The 26,981-nt window shown below is 35.1% G+C and carries 22 protein-coding genes; 19 read left to right on the plus strand and 3 right to left on the minus strand.

All coding sequences use genetic code 11. The features are described 5' to 3' along the window. Nucleotides 1–58 precede the first annotated feature (58 nt). The 16 genes from DHW03_RS11575 (at nucleotide 59) to DHW03_RS11650 (ending at nucleotide 19,417) form a co-directional block, all read left to right on the plus strand. Nucleotides 59–1,543: an FAD-binding oxidoreductase gene (locus tag DHW03_RS11575; protein WP_109925940.1), complete on the plus strand. Its 1,485-nt coding sequence runs from the start codon at nucleotides 59–61 to the stop codon at nucleotides 1,541–1,543. Nucleotides 1,544–1,554: 11 nt separating this feature from the next. Beyond that, complete coding sequence (locus tag DHW03_RS11580; RefSeq protein ID WP_109925941.1) at nucleotides 1,555–2,595, plus strand: sulfotransferase; 1,041 nt, start codon at nucleotides 1,555–1,557, stop codon at nucleotides 2,593–2,595. Continuing rightward, nucleotides 2,595–3,854 (plus strand): glycosyltransferase family protein, encoded by a 1,260-nt coding sequence (locus DHW03_RS11585; RefSeq protein ID WP_109925942.1) that lies wholly within the window; start codon nucleotides 2,595–2,597, stop codon nucleotides 3,852–3,854. Before DHW03_RS11580 ends, DHW03_RS11585 begins: the two co-directional genes overlap by 1 nt. A 1-nt stretch (nucleotide 3,855) precedes the next feature. Further along, complete coding sequence (locus DHW03_RS11590; protein WP_109925943.1) at nucleotides 3,856–4,977, plus strand: DegT/DnrJ/EryC1/StrS family aminotransferase; 1,122 nt, start codon at nucleotides 3,856–3,858, stop codon at nucleotides 4,975–4,977. 3 nt (nucleotides 4,978–4,980) lie between these two features. Then, the gene (rfbF, locus tag DHW03_RS11595; protein WP_109925944.1) at nucleotides 4,981–5,754 is read left to right on the plus strand and encodes a glucose-1-phosphate cytidylyltransferase; all 774 of its coding nucleotides are present in this window, start codon (nucleotides 4,981–4,983) and stop codon (nucleotides 5,752–5,754) included. A gap of 3 nt (nucleotides 5,755–5,757) precedes the next feature. Further along, nucleotides 5,758–6,855 carry a CDP-glucose 4,6-dehydratase gene (gene rfbG / locus DHW03_RS11600; protein WP_109925945.1) on the plus strand — a complete coding sequence of 366 codons (1,098 nt, stop codon included), beginning with the start codon at nucleotides 5,758–5,760 and terminating at the stop codon, nucleotides 6,853–6,855. A gap of 8 nt (nucleotides 6,856–6,863) precedes the next feature. Next, nucleotides 6,864–7,316, plus strand: coding sequence for a dTDP-4-dehydrorhamnose 3,5-epimerase family protein (locus DHW03_RS11605; protein WP_109925946.1), 453 nt, complete (start codon nucleotides 6,864–6,866; stop codon nucleotides 7,314–7,316). Then, on the plus strand, nucleotides 7,303–8,184 hold the full coding sequence (locus tag DHW03_RS11610) for a glycosyltransferase family 2 protein (protein WP_109925947.1): 882 nt from the start codon (nucleotides 7,303–7,305) through the stop codon (nucleotides 8,182–8,184). The genes DHW03_RS11605 and DHW03_RS11610 overlap by 14 nt, the downstream gene beginning before the upstream one ends. Next, nucleotides 8,181–9,446 carry an O-antigen ligase family protein gene (locus DHW03_RS11615; protein WP_109925948.1) on the plus strand — a complete coding sequence of 422 codons (1,266 nt, stop codon included), beginning with the start codon at nucleotides 8,181–8,183 and terminating at the stop codon, nucleotides 9,444–9,446. The genes DHW03_RS11610 and DHW03_RS11615 overlap by 4 nt, the downstream gene beginning before the upstream one ends. Continuing rightward, nucleotides 9,439–10,506, plus strand: a complete 1,068-nt coding sequence (locus DHW03_RS11620; protein WP_109925949.1) for a glycosyltransferase — start codon at nucleotides 9,439–9,441, stop codon at nucleotides 10,504–10,506. The genes DHW03_RS11615 and DHW03_RS11620 overlap by 8 nt, the downstream gene beginning before the upstream one ends. Before the next feature lie 253 nt (nucleotides 10,507–10,759). Beyond that, nucleotides 10,760–12,709 carry an asparagine synthase (glutamine-hydrolyzing) gene (asnB, locus tag DHW03_RS11625; RefSeq protein WP_109925950.1) on the plus strand — a complete coding sequence of 650 codons (1,950 nt, stop codon included), beginning with the start codon at nucleotides 10,760–10,762 and terminating at the stop codon, nucleotides 12,707–12,709. 1 nt (nucleotide 12,710) lies between these two features. Beyond that, nucleotides 12,711–13,826, plus strand: a complete 1,116-nt coding sequence (locus DHW03_RS11630) for a glycosyltransferase family 4 protein (protein ID WP_109925951.1) — start codon at nucleotides 12,711–12,713, stop codon at nucleotides 13,824–13,826. Further along, on the plus strand, nucleotides 13,819–14,727 hold the full coding sequence (locus DHW03_RS11635; protein WP_109925952.1) for an NAD-dependent epimerase/dehydratase family protein: 909 nt from the start codon (nucleotides 13,819–13,821) through the stop codon (nucleotides 14,725–14,727). The genes DHW03_RS11630 and DHW03_RS11635 overlap by 8 nt, the downstream gene beginning before the upstream one ends. Before the next feature lie 60 nt (nucleotides 14,728–14,787). Beyond that, complete coding sequence (locus DHW03_RS11640) at nucleotides 14,788–15,756, plus strand: MraY family glycosyltransferase (RefSeq protein WP_109925953.1); 969 nt, start codon at nucleotides 14,788–14,790, stop codon at nucleotides 15,754–15,756. A gap of 100 nt (nucleotides 15,757–15,856) precedes the next feature. After that, nucleotides 15,857–17,797: a polysaccharide biosynthesis protein gene (locus tag DHW03_RS11645; RefSeq protein WP_109925954.1), complete on the plus strand. Its 1,941-nt coding sequence runs from the start codon at nucleotides 15,857–15,859 to the stop codon at nucleotides 17,795–17,797. Between the two features lie 6 nt (nucleotides 17,798–17,803). Further along, nucleotides 17,804–19,417, plus strand: coding sequence for a gliding motility protein RemB (locus DHW03_RS11650; RefSeq protein ID WP_109925955.1), 1,614 nt, complete (start codon nucleotides 17,804–17,806; stop codon nucleotides 19,415–19,417). A gap of 79 nt (nucleotides 19,418–19,496) precedes the next feature. On the opposite strand, the gene dxs is transcribed toward DHW03_RS11650, so the two are convergent. Continuing rightward, nucleotides 19,497–21,425, minus strand: a complete 1,929-nt coding sequence (gene dxs, locus DHW03_RS11655; protein WP_109925956.1) for a 1-deoxy-D-xylulose-5-phosphate synthase — start codon at nucleotides 21,423–21,425, stop codon at nucleotides 19,497–19,499. A gap of 183 nt (nucleotides 21,426–21,608) precedes the next feature. Here dxs and DHW03_RS11660 point away from each other — a divergent pair, with 183 nt between their 5' ends. Both DHW03_RS11660 and glyA read left to right on the plus strand, forming a co-directional pair. Beyond that, nucleotides 21,609–22,352, plus strand: coding sequence for a segregation and condensation protein A (locus tag DHW03_RS11660; RefSeq protein WP_109925957.1), 744 nt, complete (start codon nucleotides 21,609–21,611; stop codon nucleotides 22,350–22,352). 94 nt (nucleotides 22,353–22,446) lie between these two features. Beyond that, entirely contained in the window at nucleotides 22,447–23,718 is a 1,272-nt protein-coding gene (gene glyA, locus DHW03_RS11665) for a serine hydroxymethyltransferase (RefSeq protein ID WP_109925958.1), read from the plus strand. A 394-nt stretch (nucleotides 23,719–24,112) separates the two neighbouring features. Here glyA and DHW03_RS11670 read toward each other — a convergent pair whose 3' ends face one another. Both DHW03_RS11670 and DHW03_RS11675 read right to left on the minus strand, forming a co-directional pair. Then, nucleotides 24,113–25,489, minus strand: coding sequence for a hypothetical protein (locus DHW03_RS11670; RefSeq protein ID WP_109925959.1), 1,377 nt, complete (start codon nucleotides 25,487–25,489; stop codon nucleotides 24,113–24,115). Between the two features lie 17 nt (nucleotides 25,490–25,506). Next, on the minus strand, nucleotides 25,507–26,205 hold the full coding sequence (locus DHW03_RS11675) for a ComF family protein (protein WP_109925960.1): 699 nt from the start codon (nucleotides 26,203–26,205) through the stop codon (nucleotides 25,507–25,509). A gap of 274 nt (nucleotides 26,206–26,479) precedes the next feature. On the opposite strand from DHW03_RS11675, the gene DHW03_RS11680 reads away from it, so the two are divergent. After that, nucleotides 26,480–26,869, plus strand: a complete 390-nt coding sequence (locus DHW03_RS11680; protein WP_165825409.1) for a hypothetical protein — start codon at nucleotides 26,480–26,482, stop codon at nucleotides 26,867–26,869. The last annotated feature ends 112 nt before the right edge of the window (nucleotides 26,870–26,981 follow it).

The raw sequence follows: 26,981 nt of genomic DNA on the forward strand, positions 1-26,981 counted from the left end.
TTGGTTAATAAAAAAATAAGTAATTTACTTTCTAGGGATTGTAGGTAAGGTAAACGTTATGATTGTAAAAGAAAATAAAGAAGAATTTTATCAATATACGACAGATCAGGCCAATTTATCTGGAGCTTGTGATAAGGTTTTTATTGTAAAAAACAGTCAGGAAGTACGTGAAGTTGTTTTAACAGCTAACAAGTGTAATACACCACTTACTGTTTGCGGTAACCATACAAGCCTAACAGGTTCATCATTACCATCTTCTGGTTGGGTATTGTCAACAGAAGAATTAAACGAAATAATAGAAATCAACGAACAAGAACTTTTTGCAATCGTAGAGCCGGGCGTTACATTAAAGTCTTTGCAACAAGCATTAGCGCCTTTAGGTTTGTTTTTCCCTCCTGATCCAACAGAGGATTCTTGTTTTATTGGCGGGATGATTGGAACAAATGCATCAGGAGCCAGGTCATTCGGTTTCGGACCAACGAGAGATTCTATTTTAGAATTGGACTTTATTTTGGCAGCCGGTGAGGAGATTTCCTTTTCAAGGAGTGAGAATATTCAAGAGGATAATTTTTGTATAATTACTAAAGCAGATAATATTATACAATTTAATATACCCCAAAGTTATGTTTTACCAGATGTAAAAAATGCTGCTGGTTATTTTTTAAAATCTGGCATGAGCCCAATAGATTTATTTATTGGTGCAGAGGGTACCTTGGGTGTAATTACAAAAGCAAAACTTAAGCTAAAGAAAAGGTCGTTAGATTATGTTTCGCTGGTTGTTTTTTTTCAGGATTTATCAGATTGCTTCACCTGTATTGATTTAATCCGACAATCATCAAATAATTTTCAATTAAAAAACATAAATGGTATAGCAGCAGATGCGATAGAGTTTTTTGATAAAAATTCGCTTAACCTCTTAAGAGACAAATTTACGGATATTCCTAAAACTGCTACAGCAGCAGTGTGGATAGAATATGGTGTAAATGCAAATCAGTCTTATGAAGACATCCTAAATCAATGGGAATCTTTTTTTATAAGTCAGGAAATCGATACCTCATTTATTTGGTTTGGTGCGGATAGTAATGACAGAGCAAAAATTAAAAATATGCGTCACTCTTTACCCGTTACTGTTAATGAGATTATAAAGAAAAGAGGCTTAAGGAAATTAGGAACTGACGTAGCAGTTCCTTTTCATCTGTTCGAAGATTTCTATCGTATGGCTACCCAGGCAACAGAAGCGAAAGGCCTTCAATATGTGGCATTTGGCCATTTTGGTAATTCTCATTTGCATTTAAATATACTCCCCGCCAATGAGGTTGAAATGCAGGCTGGCAAGGCATTATATAGTAAGTTATGCACTGATGCAATTGCTTTGGGGGGAACCTTTTCGGCAGAACATGGAGTAGGAAAGCTGAAGTGTAATTATCTTAAACAAATGATTGGGGAGGAGAATTTTGCCTTTATGAAAAAGGTTAAAGAAATATTCGATCCCAAGAATATTTTAGGCAGAGGAACATTATTCAAACTAAATGATTTGAATTAGCTTTATAGAGGATGAGAAAAATAATAGATATTTCCGGTTACGGACATTCAGGTAAAACTGCTATAACTGATTATTTAAAGCAATTCGACTCTGTTTTTGGCTTTCCAAATTATGTTGAATTTGAATTGTTTAGAGTGCCAGGTGGCCTTGTTGATCTATACCATGCTTTATATGACTCATGGAATCTCATTCGCTCCAGAGTTAGGCTAAATGAATTTGACAAGCTTATACACAGGATTGGTAGGGTGCAAACGGCATCAGACCCATTATCTTATTTTTATGCCTCTGCACATGGTTATGATCAATACTTCAATAATCGTTTTATTAAATTATCCGAAGAACTAATTACAAAAATAATTACTGGTACTCAAAAAAATACCTTCTGGCCATATGAAAATCTAAGAGTTCATCCACTAAAAGTCTTCATTAATAAATTCAAAACTAAATTTTTCAGGTCACTTACAAGTGCTGATTTATACTATTCGGATAGAAACCAGTTTGTTGGTTTAGTAAGTAATTATGTTGATAGTTTGATGAGCGAATTGGGTGAAGAAAAACATACCCATGTTATTTTAAATAATGCTTTTGACCCATTCAATCCATCCATTTGCTTGAATATGATAAACAATGGTGTTTCAATAGTAGTGGAAAGGGATCCGAGGGATATTTATGCAAGCCAAATTAACACGGCTGATATGTATGTTCCTGATTTTGAAAAAACTAAAACAGCTGATAAGATTAGACAACAATTTACGGGATTTAATGATATAGAGTATTTTATTTTCAGATATAAAACCATTAGGGACAATGTTATTGAGAGCCAGGATTCAAGAATCTTACGTTTAAGATTTGAGGATTTTGTACTTGATCACGAGATATATTCAAAAAAGGTTTTGGATTTTGTAGGACTGGATCCAAATACAAAGAAGAATGATTTAAACTATAACCTTCAAAACTCTAGTAAGAGCATTGGCTTGTGGAAAAAGTATGTAGATTTGCCCGAAATAAAACTTATTGGAGAAAAATTAAGCCAATTTTGTTATAATAACTGATGGATAATCGAGAATCAATTTGCTTTTATTTCCCTTATCAAGAAGATTCTGGTGTACCTGTTTTATTTGCCAGAATGGCTAATGAATTAGCTGTTAGTTGCCCGAAACTACTGATTTATGTAATAGATTATCAAAATGGTGTAATTTCAAGAAATATCCTTAAACGAGATAATATAATTCTTATTCCTTTTAATGATAATATCGAGGTAAGCCCTCCAGAAAACGCCGTACTGGTAATGCAAACGTTTTTACCATACTACTGGCCTAAAGAACTTACGTTAAAACCCAATACCAGATTGTTTTTTTGGAACTTGCATCCACAAAATTTAATTCCATCATTACTACCAGTTCCATATTTGAGACAAATTCCCTTTAATAATTTTGGAGTTTACAAAATCCTAACTAATTTTTATACAAGATTATTTAAGAGATTGAGAGAATACGTGATTTTATTGATGAAGACAGAATCACTTTATTTTATGGATAAATCGAATCTTGATTATACATCAAAATATCTTTCCATTAATTTAGTTAAAAAAGATTACATACCTGTGCCTGTTGAATTTGACGCTAACCTAAATACTAGGAGTGAAATAAAAAATCAAGGTGAAGTTAACGTTGGTTGGATAGGCAGACTATGTGATTTTAAAAGCTATATACTTGTTTATACCATAAATAAGCTTGTAGAAATTGCACCACGTTTTAAATCTATAAAATTTAAATACCATATTGTTGGCAATGGGCCATTTTTGGAATATATTAAGAAGAATATTAATACAAGCGATTTTGTTGAAGTTGTATTTCACGGAGCAATTCCACATCATAAATTGAATAATTTCTTAGAAAATGAAATAGACATTGTAACTGCAATGGGCACATCAGCTTTGGAAGGAGCTAAACTGGGAAAGCCTACAATACTGTTGGATTTTTCATTTAAAGAGATTAAAAGAGACTATCATTTTAGATTATTAAATGAAACGATTGAGTTTGACCTGGCACATCTGATAAGTAATTCAGATTTTCAAGACGGAAATGATTCATTATACAAAATCTTTGATAAAATAATTAATAACTATGCACAGTATTCAAAGCTGGCAATAGATTACTTTATTAGAAATCATGATATAAAAAATGTAAGTCAATTATTAGTTGAAAAAATTAAAGGGGCAAGTTTGGAATATCATATGATTAACCCATCTGTATTAAAAAAGGGGCGTATATTGCAATTTTATAATAAACTAAGACGATTAAATAATTAAGATGATAAGACTTTCAAAATCTGTTGTAGGTAAACAGGAAGCAGATGCTGTAGCAAAAGTGATAATTGAAGATGGTTACTTAGGTATGGGCAGCGAAGTTGGTAAATTTGAAAAAGAGATTGCTAGCTATTTGGAAATTGCGGAAACTAATGTGGTTTGTGTTAATTCGGGGACAGCGGCATTACATTTAGCAGTAGATGCTGTAACTAATCCAGGTGATGAAGTTTTAGCGCCCTCTTTGACCTTTTTGTCTTCTTATCAAGCAGTTTCAGCTTGTGGCGCCGTACCTGTATCATGTGAGGTTTATGAAGATACATTAACCATTAACTTAGAAGACGCGGAAAGCAAAATCACTTCAAAAACAAAAGCAATTTTAGCTGTGCATTATGCAAGTAATCTGGTAAACCTGGTTAAACTGCATGAGCTTGCAAAAAAATACAACTTAAGAGTAATAGAAGATGCTGCTCATGCTTTTGGATGTGAGTATAAAAACCAGAAAATTGGATCATTCGGTGATATTATATGCTTTTCTTTTGATGGTATAAAAAATATAACTTCAGGTGAAGGCGGTGCGATAATAACCTCTGATAAAGTCGTACTCGATATTGTAAAAGATACCCGTTTACTTGGCATTGAAAAAGATTCTGAAAAAAGATATGCTGGAACAAGGAGTTGGGACTTTGATGTAAAGAGACAAGGTTTTAGATATCATATGAGCAACATATTTGCGGCAATTGGCAGAGTTCAATTAACTAGATTTGAATCGGAATTTGCCCCAAAAAGAATTGCCCTTTGTGCTGAATATAAATTAAGATTGGCTAATGTAAAAGATTTGGAAGTACTAAGTTATGATTCTAACTCGAGAATTATATCTCATATTTTCCCAATCAAAGTAAAAAATAATAGAAGAGACGATTTAAAGTTTTTTCTTGAATCTAAAAATATCCCTACAGGAATTCACTACAAACCCAATCACCTACTTAGCCTATATTCTTCGGGTGCAGTTTTGCCGATTACAGAGAGAATTTATACAGAAATATTAACACTACCACTCCATCCAGAATTAACAACTCAGGAAGTTGAAGAAATTTGCGAATTAATTAAACAATTTTTAGATAATTAAACTATGAAAACAGTAATCTTAGCTGGAGGTCTGGGGACCCGTCTTAGTGAAGAAACAGTCCTTAAACCAAAACCTATGGTTGAAGTTGGTGGTATGCCAATTTTGTGGCACATTATGAAAATTTATGCTGCTTATGGCTATAGCGATTTTGCAGTAGCTTTAGGATATAAAGGAGATGTGATTAAAGAATTCTTTATGAATTATAAATTGCACAAAAGTGATATGATCGTTAATTTACGTTCAGGAAAATTAGATTACCAAAATGATCTTTCTGAAGATTGGACTGTAGGATTACATAACACTGGTGATGCCAGCTTAACAGGTGGGAGATTGCTTAGATTAAAAAAGTTGTTTAATCCAGGTGATACATTTATGTTAACCTATGGTGATGGTGTTGCAAATGTGGACATTAATAAACTAGTTGAGTTTCATAAATCTCACGGTAAAATCGCTACTTTGACCGCAGTTAGGCCACCAGCTCGATTTGGATCAATCATCATGGACAATAACGGCGTAATTGAAGAATTTAAAGAAAAACCACAAATTGGCGAAGGATGGATCAATGGCGGTTTCTTTGTATTTAATTACGAAGTTTTCAACTATTTAGAAAATGATGAAACGATTTTAGAAAGAGAGCCTCTCGAAAATTTATGTAAAGATGGTCAGTTAGTAGCATATCAGCATGATGATTTTTGGCAATGCATGGATACAATTAGAGATAGAGATTATTTAAATAATATTTGGCAAGAAGCAAAGGCTCCTTGGAAGAAATGGTAAGTTATGTTTAAAAATATATATAAAGATAAAAGAGTATTGGTAACAGGCCATACCGGATTTAAAGGATCCTGGTTAACGGCTTGGTTATTGAGTTTAGGCGCAAAGGTTGCGGGATATTCGTTGAGTATTCCTACTGAGCCTGCTCATATTGAGGAGCTTGGCATACTATCAAAAATTGAACATCACTTGGGTGATATAAAAGATTACGATCATTTTTATAAAGTATGTCAAGATTTCAAACCTGAGTTTATTTTTCATTTAGCAGCGCAACCACTCGTAAGAGATTCATATACGGATCCTCGCAATACTTTTGAGGTAAATATGGTGGGAACACTGAATGTTTTAGAAGTTATTAGGGTGATGAGTAATACCATTAAAGTAGGTATCATGATTACGAGTGATAAATGCTATGACAATGTTGAATGGATTTATGGTTATCGTGAAAATGATGCATTAGGTGGAGCAGACCCATATAGCGGCTCTAAGGGAGCAGCTGAACTTATCGCAAAGTCGTACATGCTGTCATTTTTTAAAGATGGCAAACCTCGCGTAGCAACTGTAAGAGCAGGCAATGTTATTGGCGGTGGAGATTGGGCTAAAGATAGAATCGTTCCTGATATAGTTAAATCGTGGTCTAATGGAAAACCTGTGGAAATCAGAAGTCCATATAGTACTCGTCCATGGCAACATGTTTTAGAACCATTAAGTGGGTATTTAAATTTAGCAGCGGAGATTTATAATGAAGATTCAGACTTATATAATCAAGCATTTAATTTTGGTCCGGATTCAAAGATAAATAAAAACGTTGGTGAACTAATTGATGAAATGAAATTAAATTGGTCAAATTCTCCTGGCTGGATTAATCAATCTACTGATAGCTTTATGAAAGAATCAAATCTTTTAAAACTTTCGTGTGATAAAGCTAATATTCAACTTAAATGGTTCCCGGTTATGGGCTTTGAAGAAACAATTGCATTTACAGTAAACTGGTATGTAGATTTTTATCAAAATAAAAAAGACATGTTCGGTGTTACCTCAGCACAAATCGATAAATATACTTCTTTAGCAAAAGAACGAGGAATTGATTGGGCCCAACAGTAGTATAATTAATGGAGAGTTTAAAAATTCATGATCTAAGCTTAGTTCGGCTTAAGCAAATTGTAGATCCGAGAGGTGCAGTTTATCATTATTTGAAAGCGGATGATCCAAATTTTAGAGGATTTGGCGAAGCGTACTATTCAAAAGTTAATCCAGGGGTAATAAAAGGATGGAAGTATCATCATGAACTTTTCCAGCATTTTTGTGTACCCTTTGGCGCCATAGAGATTGTGGTGTATGATGGAAGGGAGGGCTCTGCAACTTATGGCGCTGTTGATAAGGTTTTGCTTAATGATAATAGTCATTATTCAAGATTGAGCATGCCTCCCAAGCTATGGTACAGTTTCAAGTGTGTTTCGGAAGAATTTAGTTTATTGGCAAATATCATAGATCAAGCGCACAGGCCCGATGAATCAGAAGTGTTATCTTTAGATACCAACATTATTCCCTATGAATGGCATTAAACAACCGCTAGTTAGTATTATTGTAAATTGCTATAATTCCGATAAATTTTTAAAGGAAACGTTAGAAAGCGTTATCTCTCAGACGTATCAGAATTGGGAAGTTGTTTTTTGGGATAATCAATCTACAGATAGTAGTGCCGACTATTTTAAAAGTTATGAGGATTCGAGATTTAAATATTATTATGCTCCCGAACATACGCCATTAAGTGCCTCCAGGAATTTTGCGATAGAAAAATCAACTGGAGAATTTTTAGCTTTTTTAGATTGCGATGATTTATGGACTCCGGATAAATTAGAATTACAGGTTGCTGAAATTGAAAGGAATGATGAAGTTGGGTTTGTCTACTCATTGTTTGAGTTGTTTTACAATGTGCAGGATGAATCAGTGACTAAGCAGATAAAATACTATGAGTCTATTTTGATTAAAGGGCACAGTGCAAAGAACCTTTTTTCAGAATTATTAGTTCAAAATCAAATAATTTTCTCAAGTGTTTTATTAAGAAGAAGTACTTTCGAACAAATTGGAGAATTTAATCCTACTTTTAATCAGAATGAAGATTATGAAGTATTACTTAAGGCGAGTTTATTTTCTTTAGCTATTTGTATAGATAAGCCTTTAGTTAAATATAGAATCCACTCCAACAATAATTCTCTAAAAAATGGAGAACTCAATTTTTTAGAGAACGAAATTATTTTTAAATCGCTTCCCCCTAACAAGGAAGTTAACGAAGCAATATCTCGAAATCGAACCAGATATATTTTATATCGTATCGTTTTTCAAAAGAAATATTTTTCAGTTTTTCATTTATTAAATTTTAAATTCCTTTCAAGCCTATTTCAGATAGTCAAAAAACGATTAAAAGCATGAAAAAATTTATAAATGGAGGCTTGTTCCTGTTTTTTTTTCTAATGCTCGTTTTACCTGCTTCTTTCCAAGTACCAAGGGGCGTAATTTTGCTTGGCTTATTATTATTCTCCTTAAGAGATTATGCTTTAAAACGATTTAAAATTTATACACCCATTTTGAACATTTCCATAATTAATGTGGGATGCTCTGTTTTATTTTTTTTTAATGGATATGCAAATCAAAACCCAGGTGCCGTAGCAGTTACAACTGTATTTATTTTTTGGCCAATATTATATCTTTATTTTATAGGATTTAATGTGGAAAAAGAACAAATATATCCGCTATTGAAATGCCTTTTTTACGGAGGCATAACAAGTATGATTTTTATTGCTGCCTTAATTTTATGGACTTTAGGCTTTATTCCATTTGACCTTTCTTTAATTGCAAAAGCACAGGATTTTTCAGTGTATTGGGGTGACTCGGTAGAAATAAATGCAATAAATCTGGCTACAATAATGTATGTTTTAGTTTTTTCATTGTCTTTCTTAATTTTTCCTAAAGATTACAATTATAAAAAAATTGTCTCAAAAAAAGTTGTAGTCTTTACTCTATTACTTGCTTTTATTATTGTCCTTTTATCGGCGAGGAGAGGGTTTTGGGTAGTTGCAATTGTTGCGCCTGTTTATATATATATTGTATATAGGTTGGCTGGAGTTAAAATCAGGTTAAAAAAATATATAATCCCTATTTTTGCCTTTTTGATGCTAGGTTTATTAAGTTTAACTATTTTTTCGTTGAATAATGAAAATTTTATCACCGAATTTTCATCATCTTTTGAGTTTGATAATCCACAAGTTGAATCTAATTATTTAAGATTGGAACAATACAACGCATTGGTTAAGGGATGGGAAAAAAGCCCAATTATTGGTGTTGGATTAGGGGGAGCTGCTGAGGGAAGTGTCCGTGATACCGAGTCTCCCTGGGCATATGAATTGTCATATTTAGCGCTTTTGTTTCATACTGGAATAATAGGAGTTTTGGTATACTCAATGTCTGTTTTATGGATCATTTATAAAGCTATCAAATTGGCCAGGATGAATAAATTGTATGCTACTATACTTTTACCTCAGATTACAGCGCTAATAGCATTTTTATTAATTAACGCATCAAATCCGTATTTGGGTAAATTTGACTATTTGTGGACAATATTTTTGCCAATAGCATCTATTAATGCAATTATGATCTCTTCAACTAAAACCCCTGAAAAGATTAACAATGGATAAATCAATAGTTTTTTTTACAAAATATACTTCGAAAGGCCCAAGTTCTCGATATAGAACGTTTCAATATATTCCATATTACAGAAAAGAGTATGAAATAAAAACAATTCCTTTCTTTTCAGATCACTACCTAACTCAACTATTCTCCAATAAGTCAAGTTCGTTGTTTTATTTATTTAGCAGAGTCTTGCTGAGGATTTTTCAGGTTCTTTTTAAAATTTCAAAAAAAGATCTGGTTGTAATAGAATATGAATTGATTCCATTTTTTCCACCCTTATTGGAATATTACTTAAAATTGAGAGGTATAAAATTTATTTTAGACTACGATGATGCCATATTTCATAATTATGATAAATCAAGACATCAACTTGTTCAAAAATTATTTGGAAAAAAAATTCCAACTATCATGAAAATTGCTACCCATATAACAACTGGCAGTCCATACTTAACGGCTTACGCTAAACTTTATAATAATTCTGTAACAGAAATTCCTACCAGCGTTTCAAATTCTAGATATATGTTTGAGAATGAATATGTAGAAAATGATATCCTTAATATTGGTTGGGTTGGTTCAAAAACAACGAGTAAAAATGTTATAGCAATTTTAGATGCGTTTAAAAGCTTAGAAAATTTTGTGCCCTATAAATTAAGTCTAATTGGATTTGATGATTCTTTAATTCCATTTTTGAAAGATATTAAATACTCAATTATAGAATGGAATGAATCTTCTGAACCAATAGAAATTAGCAAATTTGACGTTGGAATAATGCCCTTAGAAGATAACTTATTTAATAGAGGGAAATGTGGATTTAAGCTTGTGCAATATATGGCTTGTGGCATTCCTACAATATCAACACCTTTGGAAGCAAATGTTAAAATAAATAGAAGTAAAAAGAATTTACATGCGACCACTATAGATGAATGGAGAAAAGCTTTTATTGATGTTTCTCGAAATCGATCTTTTTTTAAACAAGTAGGGATTGAAAATAAACTCTATTTCCAAAAATATTATTCGGTTGAGTCTAACGTGGTCCATTATTTGTCAATATTTAATAATATTTAATATATGTGTTATAAATGGTTTATAAGAAGGGCAATATAGACGCTGTAGTTGCTGAAAATACAATTACAAAAATGAACGACAGTCAGTGAAAAATACAGATTATTTGGATATCAAGTTAATTAAAATGATTGATATTGACGATACAGCGCAAAAAACGGAGTTCAAAGGGCCAAAATAGGATAAAAATGATTTTCTGATCGATTTTATAATAAGAAAGTATTTAGATACTTACAACCAATTTTCAAAATAATATATGTGTGGCATTGCAGGTTTTTTAACAAGAGATAGAACTCAAAAGGATAACGCGGAAAGAGAACTTAGGAATATGGGGGACGCCATAAAGCATAGGGGGCCAGATGATTATGGAGTTTGGAGTGATGAAGATCGAGGAATCGGTTTCTCACATAGAAGGTTATCCATTCTCGATTTGTCTATACATGGCCATCAACCTATGATGTCTGATTCAAACCGGTATGTCTTAATTTTTAATGGCGAAATTTATAATCATTTAGAATTGAGAACAGCTCTTGAAAGAGAATCTATAATTCAATGGAAAGGACACTCTGATACTGAAACTATTCTTAAATCCGTTGAATTAATAGGGATCGATGAGACTATTAAATCGCTCACTGGAATGTTTGCTATCGCAATTTGGGATAAGGAAGAAGAATTACTTTATTTGGTTAGAGATAGGATGGGGGAAAAGCCATTATTTTACGGTTGGCAAGGTAACACCTTTGTTTTTGGGTCTGAGCTTAAAGCATTGAGAAGTCATAAATCGTTTAAAAATGAGATTGATAGAAATGCTCTAGCTTCTTATTTTAAATATAGCTATGTTCCTGCACCACAATCGATTTATTTAGGTATAAGTAAATTGGTGCCAGGTTCAATATTAAAAGTTTCCATAAAAAATCAAACTCCAGAAATAACTAAATATTGGGATTTAAAAGAAATTATTGCACTTTCACAGTTAGAAAGAGAGCAAGCGAATGATCCAATTAAGTTGATTGAAGACTTGGATTCGCTATTGACGGATTCCATAAAAAAGCAAATGTTATCTGATGTTCCTTTAGGCGCATTTTTATCAGGGGGAATTGATTCAAGCACAATTGTAGGTATAATGCAATCACAATCCTCTCGTCCAGTTAAAACTTTTACTATAGGCTTTGATGAAGAACGATACAATGAAGCTGAACACGCAAAAGCGATTGCAAATCACCTGAGTACTGAACATACAGAGCTTTATGTGAGAGCTGATGATGCATTAAATGTTATTCCTTTACTACATGAGATCTATGATGAACCCTTCGCCGACTCCTCCCAAATACCAACTTACCTGGTAACAAAATTGGCAAAACAAAACGTAACCGTATCGCTTTCAGGTGACGCTGGTGATGAATTATTTAGCGGTTATAATAGATATATTATGGCTAATAGTACTTGGTCTAAATTAGATAAACTCCCACTAAGTCTTAGAAAAACTCTTGCAAAATCGATTAATTTCATTTCACCCGAAGCATGGAATTCCATCTATAAAGGAGTTAGAAATGTTGTACCTAAACAATATAGAATGGAGAATTTTGGTGATAAGATTCACAAGTCATCCACGGTTATATCCAGTAAAAACCAAGAAGAGCTATACAACAGATTAATTACGCAGTGGCCAGATAATGATTGTATAGTAATAGGTGGTTTAGCTCAAAATGAATATAAATTGAATCAATTTGACAATGATTCAAATATAGAAAATATGATGGCCTTGGATTTACTAACCTATCTTCCCGATGATATCTTAGTAAAAGTTGATCGTGCTGCCATGTCTAATTCTTTAGAAACAAGAGTTCCATTTCTTGATCACAGAGTTATTGAGTTTGCATGGAAAGTACCACTCGCTTATAAATTAAGAGAGGGGAAAGGAAAATGGTTATTAAGACAAGTACTCTATAAATATGTGCCAAAAGAACTAATCGAAAGACCAAAAATGGGTTTTGGTGTTCCTATTGATGCTTGGTTAAGAGGTCCTTTAAGAGCTTGGTCTGAGGATTTATTGAACGAAAATCAAATGATTAAAGATGGATTTTTAAATCCAAAGCCAATAAGATTAAAATGGCAAGAGCATCTAAGTGGTAAAAGAAACTGGCAGCACCACTTATGGACGGTATTAATGTTCCAGGCATGGTACAGAAATCAATTAAAAAACTAATTTGAAAAAGAAATTATTCTTTGTGGTTAATGTTGATTGGTTTTTCCTGTCACATCGATTGCCAATTGCGTTAGAAGCAATTAGGCGTGGTTATGATGTTTACTTGTTAACCAAAGATACTGGCAAAAGGCAGATAGTTGAATCATACGGTATTAAATTTATTGAAATTCCATTTGAAAGATCCAAAACTAATCCATTGAAAGAGGTATTTTTAATATTAAAACTACGCTCTGTTTATTTGGAGCATATGCCCGATATCATTCATCATATAACGCTTAAGCCATCAATCTATGGTACAATTGCATCGAAATCGATTGAGAAACCAGTAAAAGTCGTTAATGCTGTAAGCGGGTTAGGGTATTCATTTACTGACGATAGAAAGTCGGTTGGCAAAGTGATTCTCATTAAGCTTTTGAAATTGGCATTTAAAGCTAAAGCAACGAATTTTATTTTTCAGAATCCTGATGACAAAGAAGTTTATGGTCAATTAGATTTTCTAACGCCTTCGAATAATGTGATTATAAAAGGTTCGGGTGTTGATGAAAATGAATTCACCTATACCCCACCAATTAAAAAAGACAGGTTATATATAACCATGCTATCTAGAATGCTTAAGGATAAAGGTGTTATGGAATTTATAGATGCCGCAAATATATTAAGAGCTCAATACGAAGGTCAAATCAAGTTTATACTTGTTGGTGGAATTGATTTAGAGAATCCTGCTCATATTAAGGAAGCTGAGCTAAATGCTCTTTGCGATGGCGAATATCTGGATTGGCAGGGTTTCAGAACTGATGTAAAACATATTTACCAGCAATCGGATATTACCTGCCTACCTTCGTACCGAGAGGGACTTCCGAAATCGCTTATAGAAGCGATGGCTATCGGCCGACCAATAGTAACAACTAACGCAATCGGATGTAAAGAGTGCGTTGATGATCGTTTGAATGGTTTTTTGGTGCCTGTCAAGAGCAGCAAAATTTTAGCTGAAAAACTTAAGCTGCTGATTGACGATGCGCAATTGCGAATAAATATGGGGTTGAAATCAAGAGAGAAAATGGTTAAAGAAATGTCGTTAGCCCATGTTATTTCTGAAACTTTTAAGATATATGAGTAAGTTATGCGTAACAGGTGCTTCGGGATTCGTAGGATTGAATTTAGAGCCTTACTTGATAGCATCAGGTTATGATGTAGAAAAACTTGAAAGGCGTTTAATATCTAATACTTTAATTAACATCTTTGATTGTGATGTTGTAGTTCATCTCGCTGGCAAAGCGCACGATCTCAAAAAAACTTCAAATCCTGAAGAGTATTATGACGTTAACTTCGAATTAACTAAAAAACTTTATGATGCCTTTCTTAAATCCGAAGCTAGGAAATTTATCTTCATGAGTTCGGTTAAGGCAAGTGCGGATTCTGTACAAGGAATTCTTACAGAAGAAGACTTTCCTAACCCTAAAACACATTATGGGAAATCAAAGCTCATGGCAGAACAATATATTCAAAGCCAAGTTCTTCCCGAAGGTAAATCCTATTACATTTTGAGGCCCTGTATGATTCATGGGCCAGGAAACAAAGGCAATTTGAATTTACTTTATAAGTTCGTTCAGAAAGGGATTCCTTATCCCTTAGCGGCTTTTGAAAACACGAGGTCATTTCTTAGTGTAGAGAATCTATGCTTTGTAATCAAATCTTTATTAGAAAAAGATATACCTTCAGGAGTGTACAATGTAGCGGATGATGAGGCCTTGTCTACCAATGAGGTAGTGGAGATTCTTTCTGATTCTCTTAGCAAACAACCGAAATTATGGAAGATTTCATCAAATCTAATTCGTTTTGCCGCCAAGATTGGAGATTTTGTTAAACTACCCTTAAATACTGAACGACTAAATAAGCTCACTGAAAATTATATTGTGAGCAACGTGAAGATAAAAGAGGCAATCAATAGCGAATTACCTTTAACAACAAGAGAAGGATTGAAAATTACAGCCAACTCTTTCAGATCACCTATTGTTTAATATCTTTGTTCAATTCTTTAAGCAGTAGAATAAACTACTTTAGCTTTTTAAATAAGTACAATGTCTATTGTTATTGCGGTTATTCTCTTAATGTCTTTATTTGCTGTCGAGGTAGTTTACTTCAAACTCGCCGATCAATTTAATATTATTGATAAACCCAATCACAGAAGTTCCCACACTTATGTTACCATTAGAGGTGGTGGAATAATTTTTCCCATCGGGGCCATTTTGTTTTTCTTTTGCTTTGGCTTTCAGTATCCATTTTTTATTGCTGGCTTATTCGCTATAGCTTTTATTAGCTTTTTGGATGATATTCATACCCTTAACAATAAAGTTAGGTTGAGTGTGCATTTACTGTCTGTATTACTCCTGTTTTATCAATGGGATCTATTTGAGTACCCTTGGTATTGGATCATCATTGCTTTAATCTTTGTAATTGGAACTATTAATGCCTATAACTTTATGGATGGGATTAATGGAATTACAGGATCTTACAGTTTTTTGGCAATTATTATGCTGTTTTATATCAACAGCTCTGTTACTCCATTTACTTCGTCCTCATTATTAATAGCCGTAGGTCTCTCCCTAATTGTTTTTAATTTCTTTAATTTTAGGAATAAAGCTAAATGTTTTGCAGGTGATGTAGGAAGCATTAGCATTGCGTTTATTGTTATATTTTTAATTGGGCAACTTATCCTTAAAACATCTAACTTTAACTACATCTTGTTGTTATTGGTGTATGGCTTAGATGCCGTAGTAACCATCGGATTTAGAGTATTGCGTAAAGAAAATATCTTTGAGGCTCATCGCAGTCACTTTTACCAATATCTTTCCAATGAATTAAAATGGCCTCACCTTTACGTTTCCATTTTGTATTTCGTCGTTCAGGCGATCATCAATTTTCTATTGATTTTTGTTATTAAAGAATCTCTTTCGCTATGCCTGGGATTAATCGTATTATCGGCCATTGTGTTTCTTGCCACCCGGTTTTTGGTTGAAGGCAGAAGTAAATTACTTTCAAAAGCTTAAATCATTGGCAAGGTACTTGCACGGTAAGACTAGGTAATTATAATTTTACTTTGAAATAAATTTATACTTACCTTTATGTTAAAATTAAGCCTATTGTATTTTGTTTACTCAAATTAATATTGTTCCACGCTGGATCATATTCTTGTTGGATTTGATCATTTGCACCTGTTCGCTGGTTTTTGCTTATTCATTAAAGCAAAATTTGGACGTAACGGCAATCGAAATTCCTGAGCTCGCCCGCAACCTGCTCATCATGGGCATTATTAATGTTGCGGTCTTTCTGCATATTAAAACCTTTACGGGCATCATTCGATATACAAGTGCGCAAGACTCTTTCCGCATTCTGTTTTCTGTTGTAATTAGTAATGGCACCTTCTTCGTACTAAACCTGGTTTACATTACTTTTTTTAAAAGTGCCCTTATATCAAACACTATATTAATTACCAATGGCTTAACTAGTTTCCTATTCTTAATTACCTATAGGGTATTAATTAAGTATTTCTTTCTTTACATCAAAAACTTGAATCTTGATAAGGTCAAGGTAATCATATATGGAGCCGGCGAGGCTGGATTAGCTACAAAAAGGACCTTTGATCATGATGGAAGCGTAAACAAAAGTATTATAGCTTTTGTTGATGATGATGAGCGCAAAGTAGGCAAGGCAATTGATGGGGTTAAAATTTTAGATGCTAAAAATTTGGAAGCGCTGATTCAAAAACATGAATTGGATGAAATTATATTTGCCTCCTACACCATTCCCGATGAAAGAAAAGATCAAATCGTAGATCTTTGCCTCGAAAATGATATTAGAATTCTCAATATCCCACCTCCAGATGTATGGGAAAATGGAAAGCTGCAACCTACACAAATCCAAAAACTAAATATAGAGGATCTCCTTAACCGGAAGTCAATTAAGATAGATATTGAAGGTATCGGACAAATGCTACACAAAAAGCGCATCCTTATTACCGGTGCTGCGGGGTCAATAGGTAGTGAAATTGTACGTCAATTATCAAAATTTGATGTTGGATTAGTGATTTTGTGCGATCAGTCTGAAACCGCTTTGCATGAGCTTTACTTAGAACTGGAAGAAACCAACCGCAATAAAAATTTTCATGCTTTCGTAGGTGACGTTCGAGATCATCAGCGGATGGATAAGTTGTTCGAAACTTATAAGCCTCACTATGTTTATCATGCAGCCGCTTATAAGCATGTGCCTTTAATGGAAGACAATCCTGCCGAAGCGATTAAGGCGAATGTTTTAGGTACAAAAACGATTGCAGATATGTCTGTAAAATATGGCGTTCAAAAATTTGTGATGATTTCTACGGATAAAGCTGTTAATCCGACAAACATCATGGGCGCTTCCAAAAGAATTGCCGAAATATATGTGCAATCTTTAAATAACTCACTAAGTACGAAAGATTTTATATTTAGCAACGGATTGAGTTATATCAACGAATTAGAAGTTAAACCCATTACAAAATTTATCACCACCCGCTTTGGAAATGTATTGGGCTCAAACGGATCGGTTATTCCACGTTTCAGACAGCAAATTGAAAAGGGTGGTCCGGTTACCGTTACCCACCCCGAAATTACCCGTTATTTTATGACCATACCAGAAGCCTGTCGATTGGTTTTAGAAGCCGGTTGTATGGGGCAAGGTGGGGAAATATTCGTATTCGACATGGGGAAATCTGTAAAAATCGTTGAGCTCGCTAAAAAGATGATTCGGTTAGCTGGTTTAGAACCCAATGTTGATATCAAAATTGAATACTCTGGATTAAGACCGGGAGAAAAGCTCTATGAAGAGTTGCTGAACGACAATGAAAATACGATGCCTACTCACCACGAAAAAATTATGATTGGTAAGGTTCGCGAATATATCTTTGCCGAGGTTGAAGAACAGATATACCAATTAATTAGTACCGCAAAATCCGGAAACGATAGGCAGGTGGTGATTAATATGAAAAAACTCGTGCCTGAATTTAAAAGTAAAAACTCGATATTTGAAGAATTAGATAAGCTTGTAAAAGAATAAAAATTAATGAAAAAACATTTACTAATGGCCTTTATGGCCTTTTTTGTTTTAAACGCAAAAGCGCAGAATACCACGCCAAACCAGATTATTCCATATGATTATCAGTTTTATCAAAAACTTAGCCCTGCGGTTTACGATCAAAACTATAAGTTTCACTCATCCATAAAGGGTTTCTATTCGGATGATGATGCCCTAAAACTTCGTTACGATTCGTTGATTAATTATGGTACAGATAGTCTTAACAAAAGAAGTTGGGTTCACCGCAAACTCTTTCAAGAACATCTTTTGGAGTTCAAAAGCGAAGACTACAACATTTACGCAGATTTTCTTCCTGATTTTCAGATTGGTAGAGATGTAAGCAATAGCCGAACAACTTGGTTAAATACCCGAGGTTTTCAAGTTGGGGGAAATGTAGGTAAAGAGTTTTCTTTTTACTTAAACGGATTTGAAAACCAAGGCAAGTTCGCGAAATACGTAAATGATTTTATTGTCAAGAATCAAGTTGTTCCTGGTCAAGGTTTTGGTAAGCTTGGTGTAGATAAGCAAGACTGGTCATACGTTACCGCTTTGGTTTCTTACACACCAAGTAAATACTTAAATTTCGCCTTAGGCTACGATAAGAATTTTATTGGAGATGGCTATCGTTCGATGCTGCTATCCGATGTATCTTCAAACTATTCCTTTTTCAGAATCAGGGCAAGTTTGGGCAGTGTGCAATATCAAACCATATTTGCTTATATGCTAGATCCTGGCGCAGAGAAATTAACAACGGATAGGAGATTAGGAGATAGAGGCAAGTGGATGGCTGCACATTATGTGGATTGGAATGCTACAAAACGTTTCTCAGTAGGTTTCTTCCAAGCGGTAACTTGGGCAGATGCCGAAGTTGAAGGTAAAAGGGGTTTCGATTTCAACTATATCCATCCCTTTATCTTCTTGAGGCCAGTAGAAAATACCAATACCACCTCTCCAGATAAAATGCGTTTGGGCTTAAACCTCAAGTATGAACTCTTGAAGAAAACCAGTCTATATGGTCAATTTATGTTCGATGAATTCACAGCAAAAGAATTTTTCGCAGGAAATGGTTATTGGGCAAACAAATTTGCCGTTCAATTCGGTGTGCGTGGATCTGATTTATTTAAAGTTACAGGATTAAATTATCTCGCTGAATTTAATACAGCAAGACCATATACTTATGCACACTTTGATCGTATCTCGAATTACTCAAATTACAATCAAGCTTTGGCCCACCCATATGGGGCGAATTTTAGAGAATTTTTAGGAATATTGAGCTACAGCTATAAAAGGTTCGACTTCCAAGGGCAAGCACTTTATTCTAGATATGGTTTAGATCCTGAAGGAACCAATTATGGAGGCAACATCTTCAAGAGTTATGAAACCCGTTCGGTTCAATATGGTAGTCATGTAGGCCAGGGTATTGGTACAGATTTATATTATGCTAAAGGTCAAGTGGCTTATGTATTAAATCCGAAATACAACCTGCGCTTAGAGCTTGCGGGTACTTTTAGAAGAGAGAGCAACGTATTAGGAGCAAGCAATACTGGATTATTTACCCTTGGATTGAGGAGTACTTTCCGAAATATCTACCATGACTTTTAGAAAGATCATGGTATAAAAAACAAAGCCCCATTAGATTGTTTAAGTCTATGGGGCTTTTTATTTTAATTCACTTCATAAATTATCCGGTCATGCTATCGGTTACTCTTTTAACAGCAAACTTTCTTACTGTAGCAATAATCGAATCTTTGTCATAACCACATTCTGCCCAAAGCTCTGCTTGTTCTCCATGTTCAATAAATAAATCTGGAATGCCTAAGCGAACAACATTTGCGCTGTAGTTATGATCTGCCATAAATTCTAACACAGCTGAGCCTACACCGCCTTGCAAAGCACCATCTTCTATCGTGATGATGTGTTTATATGTAGAAAAAACTTCATGCAATAACTCTTGATCTAGTGGCTTTACAAAACGTAGATCATAATGCGCAGGATAAATCCCCTCACTATTTAACTCATTACGTGCTTCAACAGCAAAATTACCTACGTGTCCAATGGTTAAAAGCGCAACTTCTTCTCCATCACAAATCTTTCTTCCTTTTCCAATTTCCAAAGCTTTAAAAGGCCTTTTCCAATCGGGCATAACACCATTACCTCTTGGATAGCGGATCACAAAAGGACCAACATTCTCCAACTGAGCGGTGTACATTAAGTTTCTAAGCTCTTCTTCATTCATAGGGGAGGATACCACTAAATTTGGAATGCACCTCATGTATGAAATATCGTAAGCACCATGATGCGTTGCACCATCTGCGCCTGCTAAACCTGCTCTATCTAAACAGAAAACAACATTTAGTTTTTGAATGGCAACATCATGAATCACCTGATCGTAAGCCCTTTGCATAAAACTGGAGTAAATGTTGCAAAAAGGAACTAAACCTTGAGCTGCCAAACCAGCAGAAAAAGTTACCGCATGTTGTTCCGCAATTCCGACATCGAATGCTCGTGTAGGCATCGCTTTCATCATAATGTTTAACGATGATCCTGAAGGCATTGCTGGGGTAATCCCAACAATTTTGTTATTGGCTTCAGCCAATTCTACCATCGTATGCCCGAAAACATCCTGATATTTAGGTGGCTGAGGTTTGTCAGGAATGCTCTTCTTAATTTCGCCAGTTATTTTATCAAATAAGCCAGGAGCATGCCATTTAGTTTGATCTTTTTCTGCCAAAGCAAAGCCTTTGCCTTTAACCGTTATACAATGCAATAACTTAGGGCCAGGAATATCCTTCAAGTCCTTTATTATCGCAGCCAAACGTTTAACATCATGGCCATCCACAGGGCCAAAATATCTAAAGTTCAAGGCCTCAAACAAATTACTTTGTTTTAATAGCGTACCTTTTATGCTTTTCTCAATCTTCTTAACATATTTATGTGCATTAGGACCTAGTTTTGATAAGCCTGTAAGTACATGAGAAATATCATCACGAAACCGATTATACGATTTTGACGTAGTAATGCTGGTCAAATATTCTTTAAGCGCACCCACATTAGGGTCAATAGACATGCAGTTGTCATTCAAAATCACCAAAACATTACTGTTTTCGATACCTGCATGATTGAGGCCTTCAAAAGCGAGGCCAGCCGTCATTGCACCATCGCCAATAATGGCAACATGTTGTCTATCTGTTTCACCTTTAATTTGAGAGGCAACAGCCATCCCCAAAGCAGCAGAAATTGAAGTAGAAGAATGGCCTACTCCAAAAGTATCATACTCGCTTTCACTAATTTTAGGGAAACCACTTATGCCTTTATATATACGATTGGTATGGAAAGATGCTCTTCGCCCAGTAAGAATTTTATGTCCGTAAGCTTGGTGCCCAACATCCCATACAAGTTTATCATATGGCGTGTTTAGGGCATAGTGTAGGGCAACAGTTAACTCTACAACGCCTAAACTGGCGGCGAAGTGGCCACCATTCACACTCACTACGTCTATAATGTATTGTCGTAATTCCTGGCTTATTTGTTCTAAGTCAGCTTCACTAAATTGCTTTAAGTCAGCAGGATAGTTAATTTTAGATAATAGGGGGCCAGCTTTTACTTGCATTCGGTATTTTGGGTAAAAAACAAGATACAAAGAAAGGTATTTTTGTTTTAATATTTATGAAAATAGTGAATAGATATTCAATAACAAATCAATATTACAATTACTTGTTTTTAAATATAGCATAGCTGTTGATTTTCAGCATTTTTATGAATAAATATAAATTTGTTATGTTTGTTTTCAAAGATGCAGGCAGAAAATTTTGAAATCAAACTCCCAGTATTCGAAGGGCCCTTCGATTTGTTGTTGTTCTTTATTGAGAGGGACGAACTCGACATTCAGGATGTGGAGATTTCCCAAATCACAAACGATTTTTTGGCTTACCTTCATCAACTGCTAGCCCTCAATGTAGAAGTTGCAAGTGAGTTTATTTTAGTTGCAGCAACATTGATGAGGATTAAATCCAAAATGCTCCTTCCACGGATCGAAATGGATGATGCCGGAAACGAAATCAATCCCGAGCAAGATTTAATCGCCCGGTTAATCGCCTACAAACAATTCAAGTCCGTAGCAGAAGAACTTAAAGTTTTGGAAGATGTAAGGTTGCAGCAAGAGCGGAGAGGTAACATCGAGCACGATCTGTCCATTGCGGCAGAATCATCCACCCACCAAGACGAATTGCTTTCTTTAGATTTATACAAACTTTTAATGGTTTACCACAAAACCATGCAAAAATATGAATTGAGGAGCGAAGAAGTTAAGCATACCGTAATTCAATACCCATATACTATAGAGCAACAGAAACATTTTATCGCCAACCTGCTCGACATCAACAAACAAATCGATTTTGCACTTGTGCTTAAAAACTCCGAAAATAAGGTGCATTTCGTTTATAATTTTTTAGCCATTTTAGAAATGCTCCAACAACAAATCATCGAAATCACAATTGGCAGCGGATATAATAACTTCAAAGTAAAAACCAGTAGCTAATGGTGCATCAAAAGCATCAACTTGCTTACATTCATTCCACAACAGTTTCAATAAATTTCTTACTTTTGCAGAAAAAATACAAACCACTATAAGGATGAAACGCGACACCCAAATTTTTGAACTAATCGATAAAGAGCTAAACAGACAAGAACATGGTTTAGAACTTATTGCATCAGAAAATTTTGTAAGCAAGCAGGTAATGGAAGCTGCTGGTTCAGTATTAACCAACAAATATGCCGAAGGCTTACCAGGAAAGCGCTATTATGGTGGTTGCCAAGTGGTAGATGTGGTAGAGCAGATTGCTATAGATCGAGCCAAAGAATTGTTTGGCGCAGCTTGGGTAAATGTTCAGCCACACTCTGGTGCACAAGCCAACGCCGCTGTAATGCTCGCGGTAATTCAGCCAGGCGATAAAATTTTAGGTTTTGATCTCGCTCACGGCGGTCACCTAACCCATGGTTCTCCAGTTAATTTTTCAGGCAAACTTTATCAACCATTTTTTTATGGCGTAGAAAAAGAAACAGGTTTAATAGATTATAAAAAGTTAGAGGAAGTTGCTTTGGCCGAAAAACCAAAGTTAATTATTTGTGGCGCTTCAGCATACTCACGCGAATGGGATTATGCATTCATTCGTTCAGTTGCCGATAAAATTGGTGCATTAGTATTGGCCGATATTTCTCATCCAGCAGGTTTAATCGCTAAAGGTTTGTTAGCCAACCCACTTCCACATTGCCATATCGTAACCACAACCACACATAAAACCTTACGTGGTCCTCGTGGCGGTATGATTATGATGGGAAAAGATTTCGAAAACCCATGGGGGTTAAAAACCCCAAAAGGAGAAATTCGTACCATGAGCAGTTTATTGGATATGGCAGTGTTCCCAGGTACACAAGGTGGCCCACTAGAGCATATCATTGCAGCGAAAGCCATTGCATTCGGTGAAGCGCTAAGTGATGAATATGGCGTTTACATTAAACAAGTCGCCTCAAATGCACAAGCTATGGCAAAAGCATTTGTAGCAAAAGGTTACGGAATCATTTCTGGTGGAACCGATAACCATTTAATGTTAATCGATCTTCGCAATAAAAACATAACTGGTAAAGTAGCCGAAAATGCCCTCGAAAAAGCAGAAATTACGGTTAATAAAAATATGGTTCCATTTGATGATAAATCACCATTTGTAACATCGGGCATCCGCGTAGGTACAGCCGCAATTACAACACGAGGTTTAAAAGAAACGGAAATGGAACAAATTGTCGATTTAATCGATCAAGTATTAACCAATCCAGAAGACAAAGCTAACCTACAAGCTGTTAAAGAAGAAGTGTACAAATTGGTAAGCAAATTTCCATTGTATAAATAATACATTTTATCAAATCCAAAATCTAAAGCAGTTGCATCAATTTGTAACTGCTTTTTTATTTTAAGAAAAGCAAAACCTGCATCCCAGTAAAATGACAGGCCAGCTTTACGCTAAATCTTTTGGTTTCGAAAAAGAAACCAAAAGGATATCGCTTCAATCTGGTTTAAAAAACAAACTGTTGGGGTACTATTAAAGTGGCAAATGCCTAAAATGGTGGTTTAAGATTTAAGAGCCGCATCAGAGAAATTAATTTCCACACTGCACTTTCAATCAATTTTAAAAAGTAAAGGGCCGATATTCAATTAAGAATTATCGACCCTTACCATCTAAATTAACGCTCTCGAATATATAAACGAGCTTAGCATCAAATTGTTTTGTGCCGTTCCTAAAAAAATTATTTTTTTTCATAACAACCTAAAGATGAAGGAAAAACTCTTGGTCTATACATTAAATCTCGATTCAAATAAAGAGAGAAATATGGATCTGAGAGGAGATTTGCCCCCTTTTTTAAAGCCATGCTATTTTCTGATAACTCAAAATTACCCGAGCTATTGGACATAAATTGCGGATCTGTATTTAATAGGTTACCATTAACATTATAATTAGCATTTGAGGTTCTAATTAGGTTAGTTAAAATAGCAATTTGAACAAGCGCTGTAGTTTTCTTCTGGATATCCAACTCATTGGTTAGATTTCCCCAAATAATATTGTTAGCCAATTCCAAATACAAATTGTTGTAATTACTGCTCGATAAATAATCAGAAAAACTTAATGCTGCGGTTTTCCGAGCAAAATTCGAATTGTATCCAGCGAAAGTATTCTGTTTCAGGTTATATCTTCCCCCACCAACAGCATAAATTAAATAATTACCACAATTATAAAACAGGTTATTAAAGCCAATCAATTCAGAGTGATACCCAATATAGCCTGCAACTTGCATATTTTTCAGAACGCTGTTGCTTAAAATCAATTTCGGATTTGGGTTTACTGAAAGCGAATCCGAAGTAATTCCAACAGAAGCATTTTTCACAATCACATTTCTAATTATACCGTTGCCCATTTGCTTTAGATAGATTCCTTTCCACTGTCCAGGCTCATCGCTGTAAGTTTGCTCTAGGCGATCACTACAAAATTGAATCGGCTCCGTAGCAGTGCCTAACGCCATCACATTTCCTTCCACAATCATAGAAGCATCCTTATGAAAATAAATTCGACTTCCAGGTTCAATCGTTAGCGTACTTCCATTTTTTATCGTAACAGAGTTATTAATCACATAAGGTAATGTTTTGTTCCAAATGGTATTGGATCCAACCGATCCACTATTAATAAAAACAGCATTTTGGCCATAAGCAATGAGTTGGATAATCTGTTCGTTGCCATTAGAATTTAAAATAATCGAATCCTGAACTAGAAAGGGTAAATTTTTGGCGTTAGGATTAATCGTAACTTTAATAAATAGATTTAAAGAATCCTGGCCATTTAAAACCAGGTTGTTTCTTCTGATTGTGTTTTCTCCATTGATATTAATACTAAATGGCGATGAGTTTCCTCCAGATAGTTTAATCTCATCAATATTTAAGGCGTCAAGATTATAGTTAATCAATTTGATCCGCTGCGTAGTTGAGCCTAGGGAGGTGAAAATGGTGTCAAACAGTACGCTATCATTTGAAATAGTCAATTTTGCATTGGGGTCAAGCGTTATGCGTTCGCCCTTTCTGCAAGAGGCAAAAAAAATAAATGAAAACAAACAGAAGATCGCAATGAAACGCATGTATCAAATATCAACAATTATTCGGCGAAAGCCAAGGCAGCAATACTCACTTTAAGAGCGCCATTTTCCAAGAGCTCATTTGCGCAGGCTTCCAGCGTTGCACCAGTGGTAATCACATCATCAATAAGCAAAATGTGCTTGCCCTTAATCTGCTCTTCTTGCTCAACCCTAAAAACAGCCTTCATATTTTCGTATCTGTTGTATCTGCTTTTCTTGGTTTGGCTTTCGGTTGCCTTGCTTCGAAGTAAAAATTTTTCACTAAACGGCACCTCCATTTTCTCTGACGTTCCCTGAGCTATAAAAGTACTTTGATTATATCCTCTCAACCTAAATTTTTTAGGGTGAAGCGGAACAGGGATGATAAGATCTATATCCTTATATATAGAACCGGTTTTTAATCGATCTCCTAACAGGCCGCCCAAAAATATGCCCACCTCTGTTTTATTGTTGTATTTAAGGTTATGCATCAGGCTTTGAACCTTTCCCCCCTTTCTAAAATACAATATCGCCATTGCTCCATGTACGGGTAATCTTCCCCACAACTGTTTTGCAACTCTATTTTCTTGGTAGCTATGGTAATCCGTAAATGGAAGATCATGTAAACATTTTGTACAAATGATATCTTCATTTTGAAACAGTGGAGTTCCGCAAGCATTGCAGAGTTTAGGAAATAACAATCCTAACAAGTCTTTTACCCACACTTTAATAGATATCATAACCCTAATCTATAAAAGTTTTAAGAAAAAATAAATGCCTTTCAGTTTATATTATACACTTGTAAATGGGAAAACCAACTTAATTGCCAGCTTGTAAATCATTTTTTAATTGTTTTACTCTATGAAATCTTGATTTAAAATGACTGCTGTCAATGCCAATAATGCTGGAAAAGCAAGCTAAACACGTATTCGCTCAAAAAGTTTGCATGGGTCGCTGATTTTTTTTGGTTGATTTTCATTGGGTTATGGGTTTTTCCCAAATTTCTTCGGCGATGTGTTTGCACTGGCGATAATTTTTTCTACTTTTGCATCCCGCTTCGGAGGAAACGGCAGGAGGGAAGAGAGGCTGAGAGGGATCAAGAATTATTTTGAAATAGTTCTTGGAGAAGGGGAAAAAGTTCTTACCTTTGCAACCCGGTTCGGAAAGAACGGGAAGCCCCTGAGAGGGGGCGAGGTTGAAGGCATGTGGCGGGAAGAAGCGGGACGAAAAAATAAAAACATTTTATTTGGAAGTTCGGAAAAGATTCCTACCTTTGCACTCCCAACCGAAAGGAAGGGAAAAAAAGACCGGAACGGCGGATGTCGGGAAGGGGATAAAAGAGATACCGAGGCGCGTGCCGACGCTCGGGAGAGCACAGAGACTCCCATGCAAGGCCAGCGATGAAGATATAAAAAAGAGGCCGCCGCGAGGCGATGCCGAGAAGTTCTTAAAAGAGATGTCAATGTAGCGTAGCGGTGGTAATGAAGTACTATTCAAGTACAGAGTACCCTGCTTT

The organism is Pedobacter yonginensis (assembly GCF_003173595.1).
Classification (GTDB): domain Bacteria; phylum Bacteroidota; class Bacteroidia; order Sphingobacteriales; family Sphingobacteriaceae; genus Pedobacter; species Pedobacter yonginense.

Coding starts and splice junctions, on each gene's coding strand:
- DHW03_RS11575 (WP_109925940.1), top strand. CDS start 59: ATGATTGTAAAAGAAAATAAAGAAGAATTTTATCAATATACGACAGAT.
- DHW03_RS11580 (WP_109925941.1), top strand. CDS start 1,555: ATGAGAAAAATAATAGATATTTCCGGTTACGGACATTCAGGTAAAACT.
- DHW03_RS11585 (WP_109925942.1), top strand. CDS start 2,595: ATGGATAATCGAGAATCAATTTGCTTTTATTTCCCTTATCAAGAAGAT.
- DHW03_RS11590 (WP_109925943.1), top strand. CDS start 3,856: ATGATAAGACTTTCAAAATCTGTTGTAGGTAAACAGGAAGCAGATGCT.
- rfbF (WP_109925944.1), top strand. CDS start 4,981: ATGAAAACAGTAATCTTAGCTGGAGGTCTGGGGACCCGTCTTAGTGAA.
- rfbG (WP_109925945.1), top strand. CDS start 5,758: ATGTTTAAAAATATATATAAAGATAAAAGAGTATTGGTAACAGGCCAT.
- DHW03_RS11605 (WP_109925946.1), top strand. CDS start 6,864: ATGGAGAGTTTAAAAATTCATGATCTAAGCTTAGTTCGGCTTAAGCAA.
- DHW03_RS11610 (WP_109925947.1), top strand. CDS start 7,303: ATGAATGGCATTAAACAACCGCTAGTTAGTATTATTGTAAATTGCTAT.
- DHW03_RS11615 (WP_109925948.1), top strand. CDS start 8,181: ATGAAAAAATTTATAAATGGAGGCTTGTTCCTGTTTTTTTTTCTAATG.
- DHW03_RS11620 (WP_109925949.1), top strand. CDS start 9,439: ATGGATAAATCAATAGTTTTTTTTACAAAATATACTTCGAAAGGCCCA.
- asnB (WP_109925950.1), top strand. CDS start 10,760: ATGTGTGGCATTGCAGGTTTTTTAACAAGAGATAGAACTCAAAAGGAT.
- DHW03_RS11635 (WP_109925952.1), top strand. CDS start 13,819: ATGAGTAAGTTATGCGTAACAGGTGCTTCGGGATTCGTAGGATTGAAT.
- DHW03_RS11640 (WP_109925953.1), top strand. CDS start 14,788: ATGTCTATTGTTATTGCGGTTATTCTCTTAATGTCTTTATTTGCTGTC.
- DHW03_RS11650 (WP_109925955.1), top strand. CDS start 17,804: ATGAAAAAACATTTACTAATGGCCTTTATGGCCTTTTTTGTTTTAAAC.
- dxs (WP_109925956.1), bottom strand. CDS start 21,425: ATGCAAGTAAAAGCTGGCCCCCTATTATCTAAAATTAACTATCCTGCT.
- DHW03_RS11660 (WP_109925957.1), top strand. CDS start 21,609: ATGCAGGCAGAAAATTTTGAAATCAAACTCCCAGTATTCGAAGGGCCC.
- glyA (WP_109925958.1), top strand. CDS start 22,447: ATGAAACGCGACACCCAAATTTTTGAACTAATCGATAAAGAGCTAAAC.
- DHW03_RS11670 (WP_109925959.1), bottom strand. CDS start 25,489: ATGCGTTTCATTGCGATCTTCTGTTTGTTTTCATTTATTTTTTTTGCC.
- DHW03_RS11675 (WP_109925960.1), bottom strand. CDS start 26,205: ATGATATCTATTAAAGTGTGGGTAAAAGACTTGTTAGGATTGTTATTT.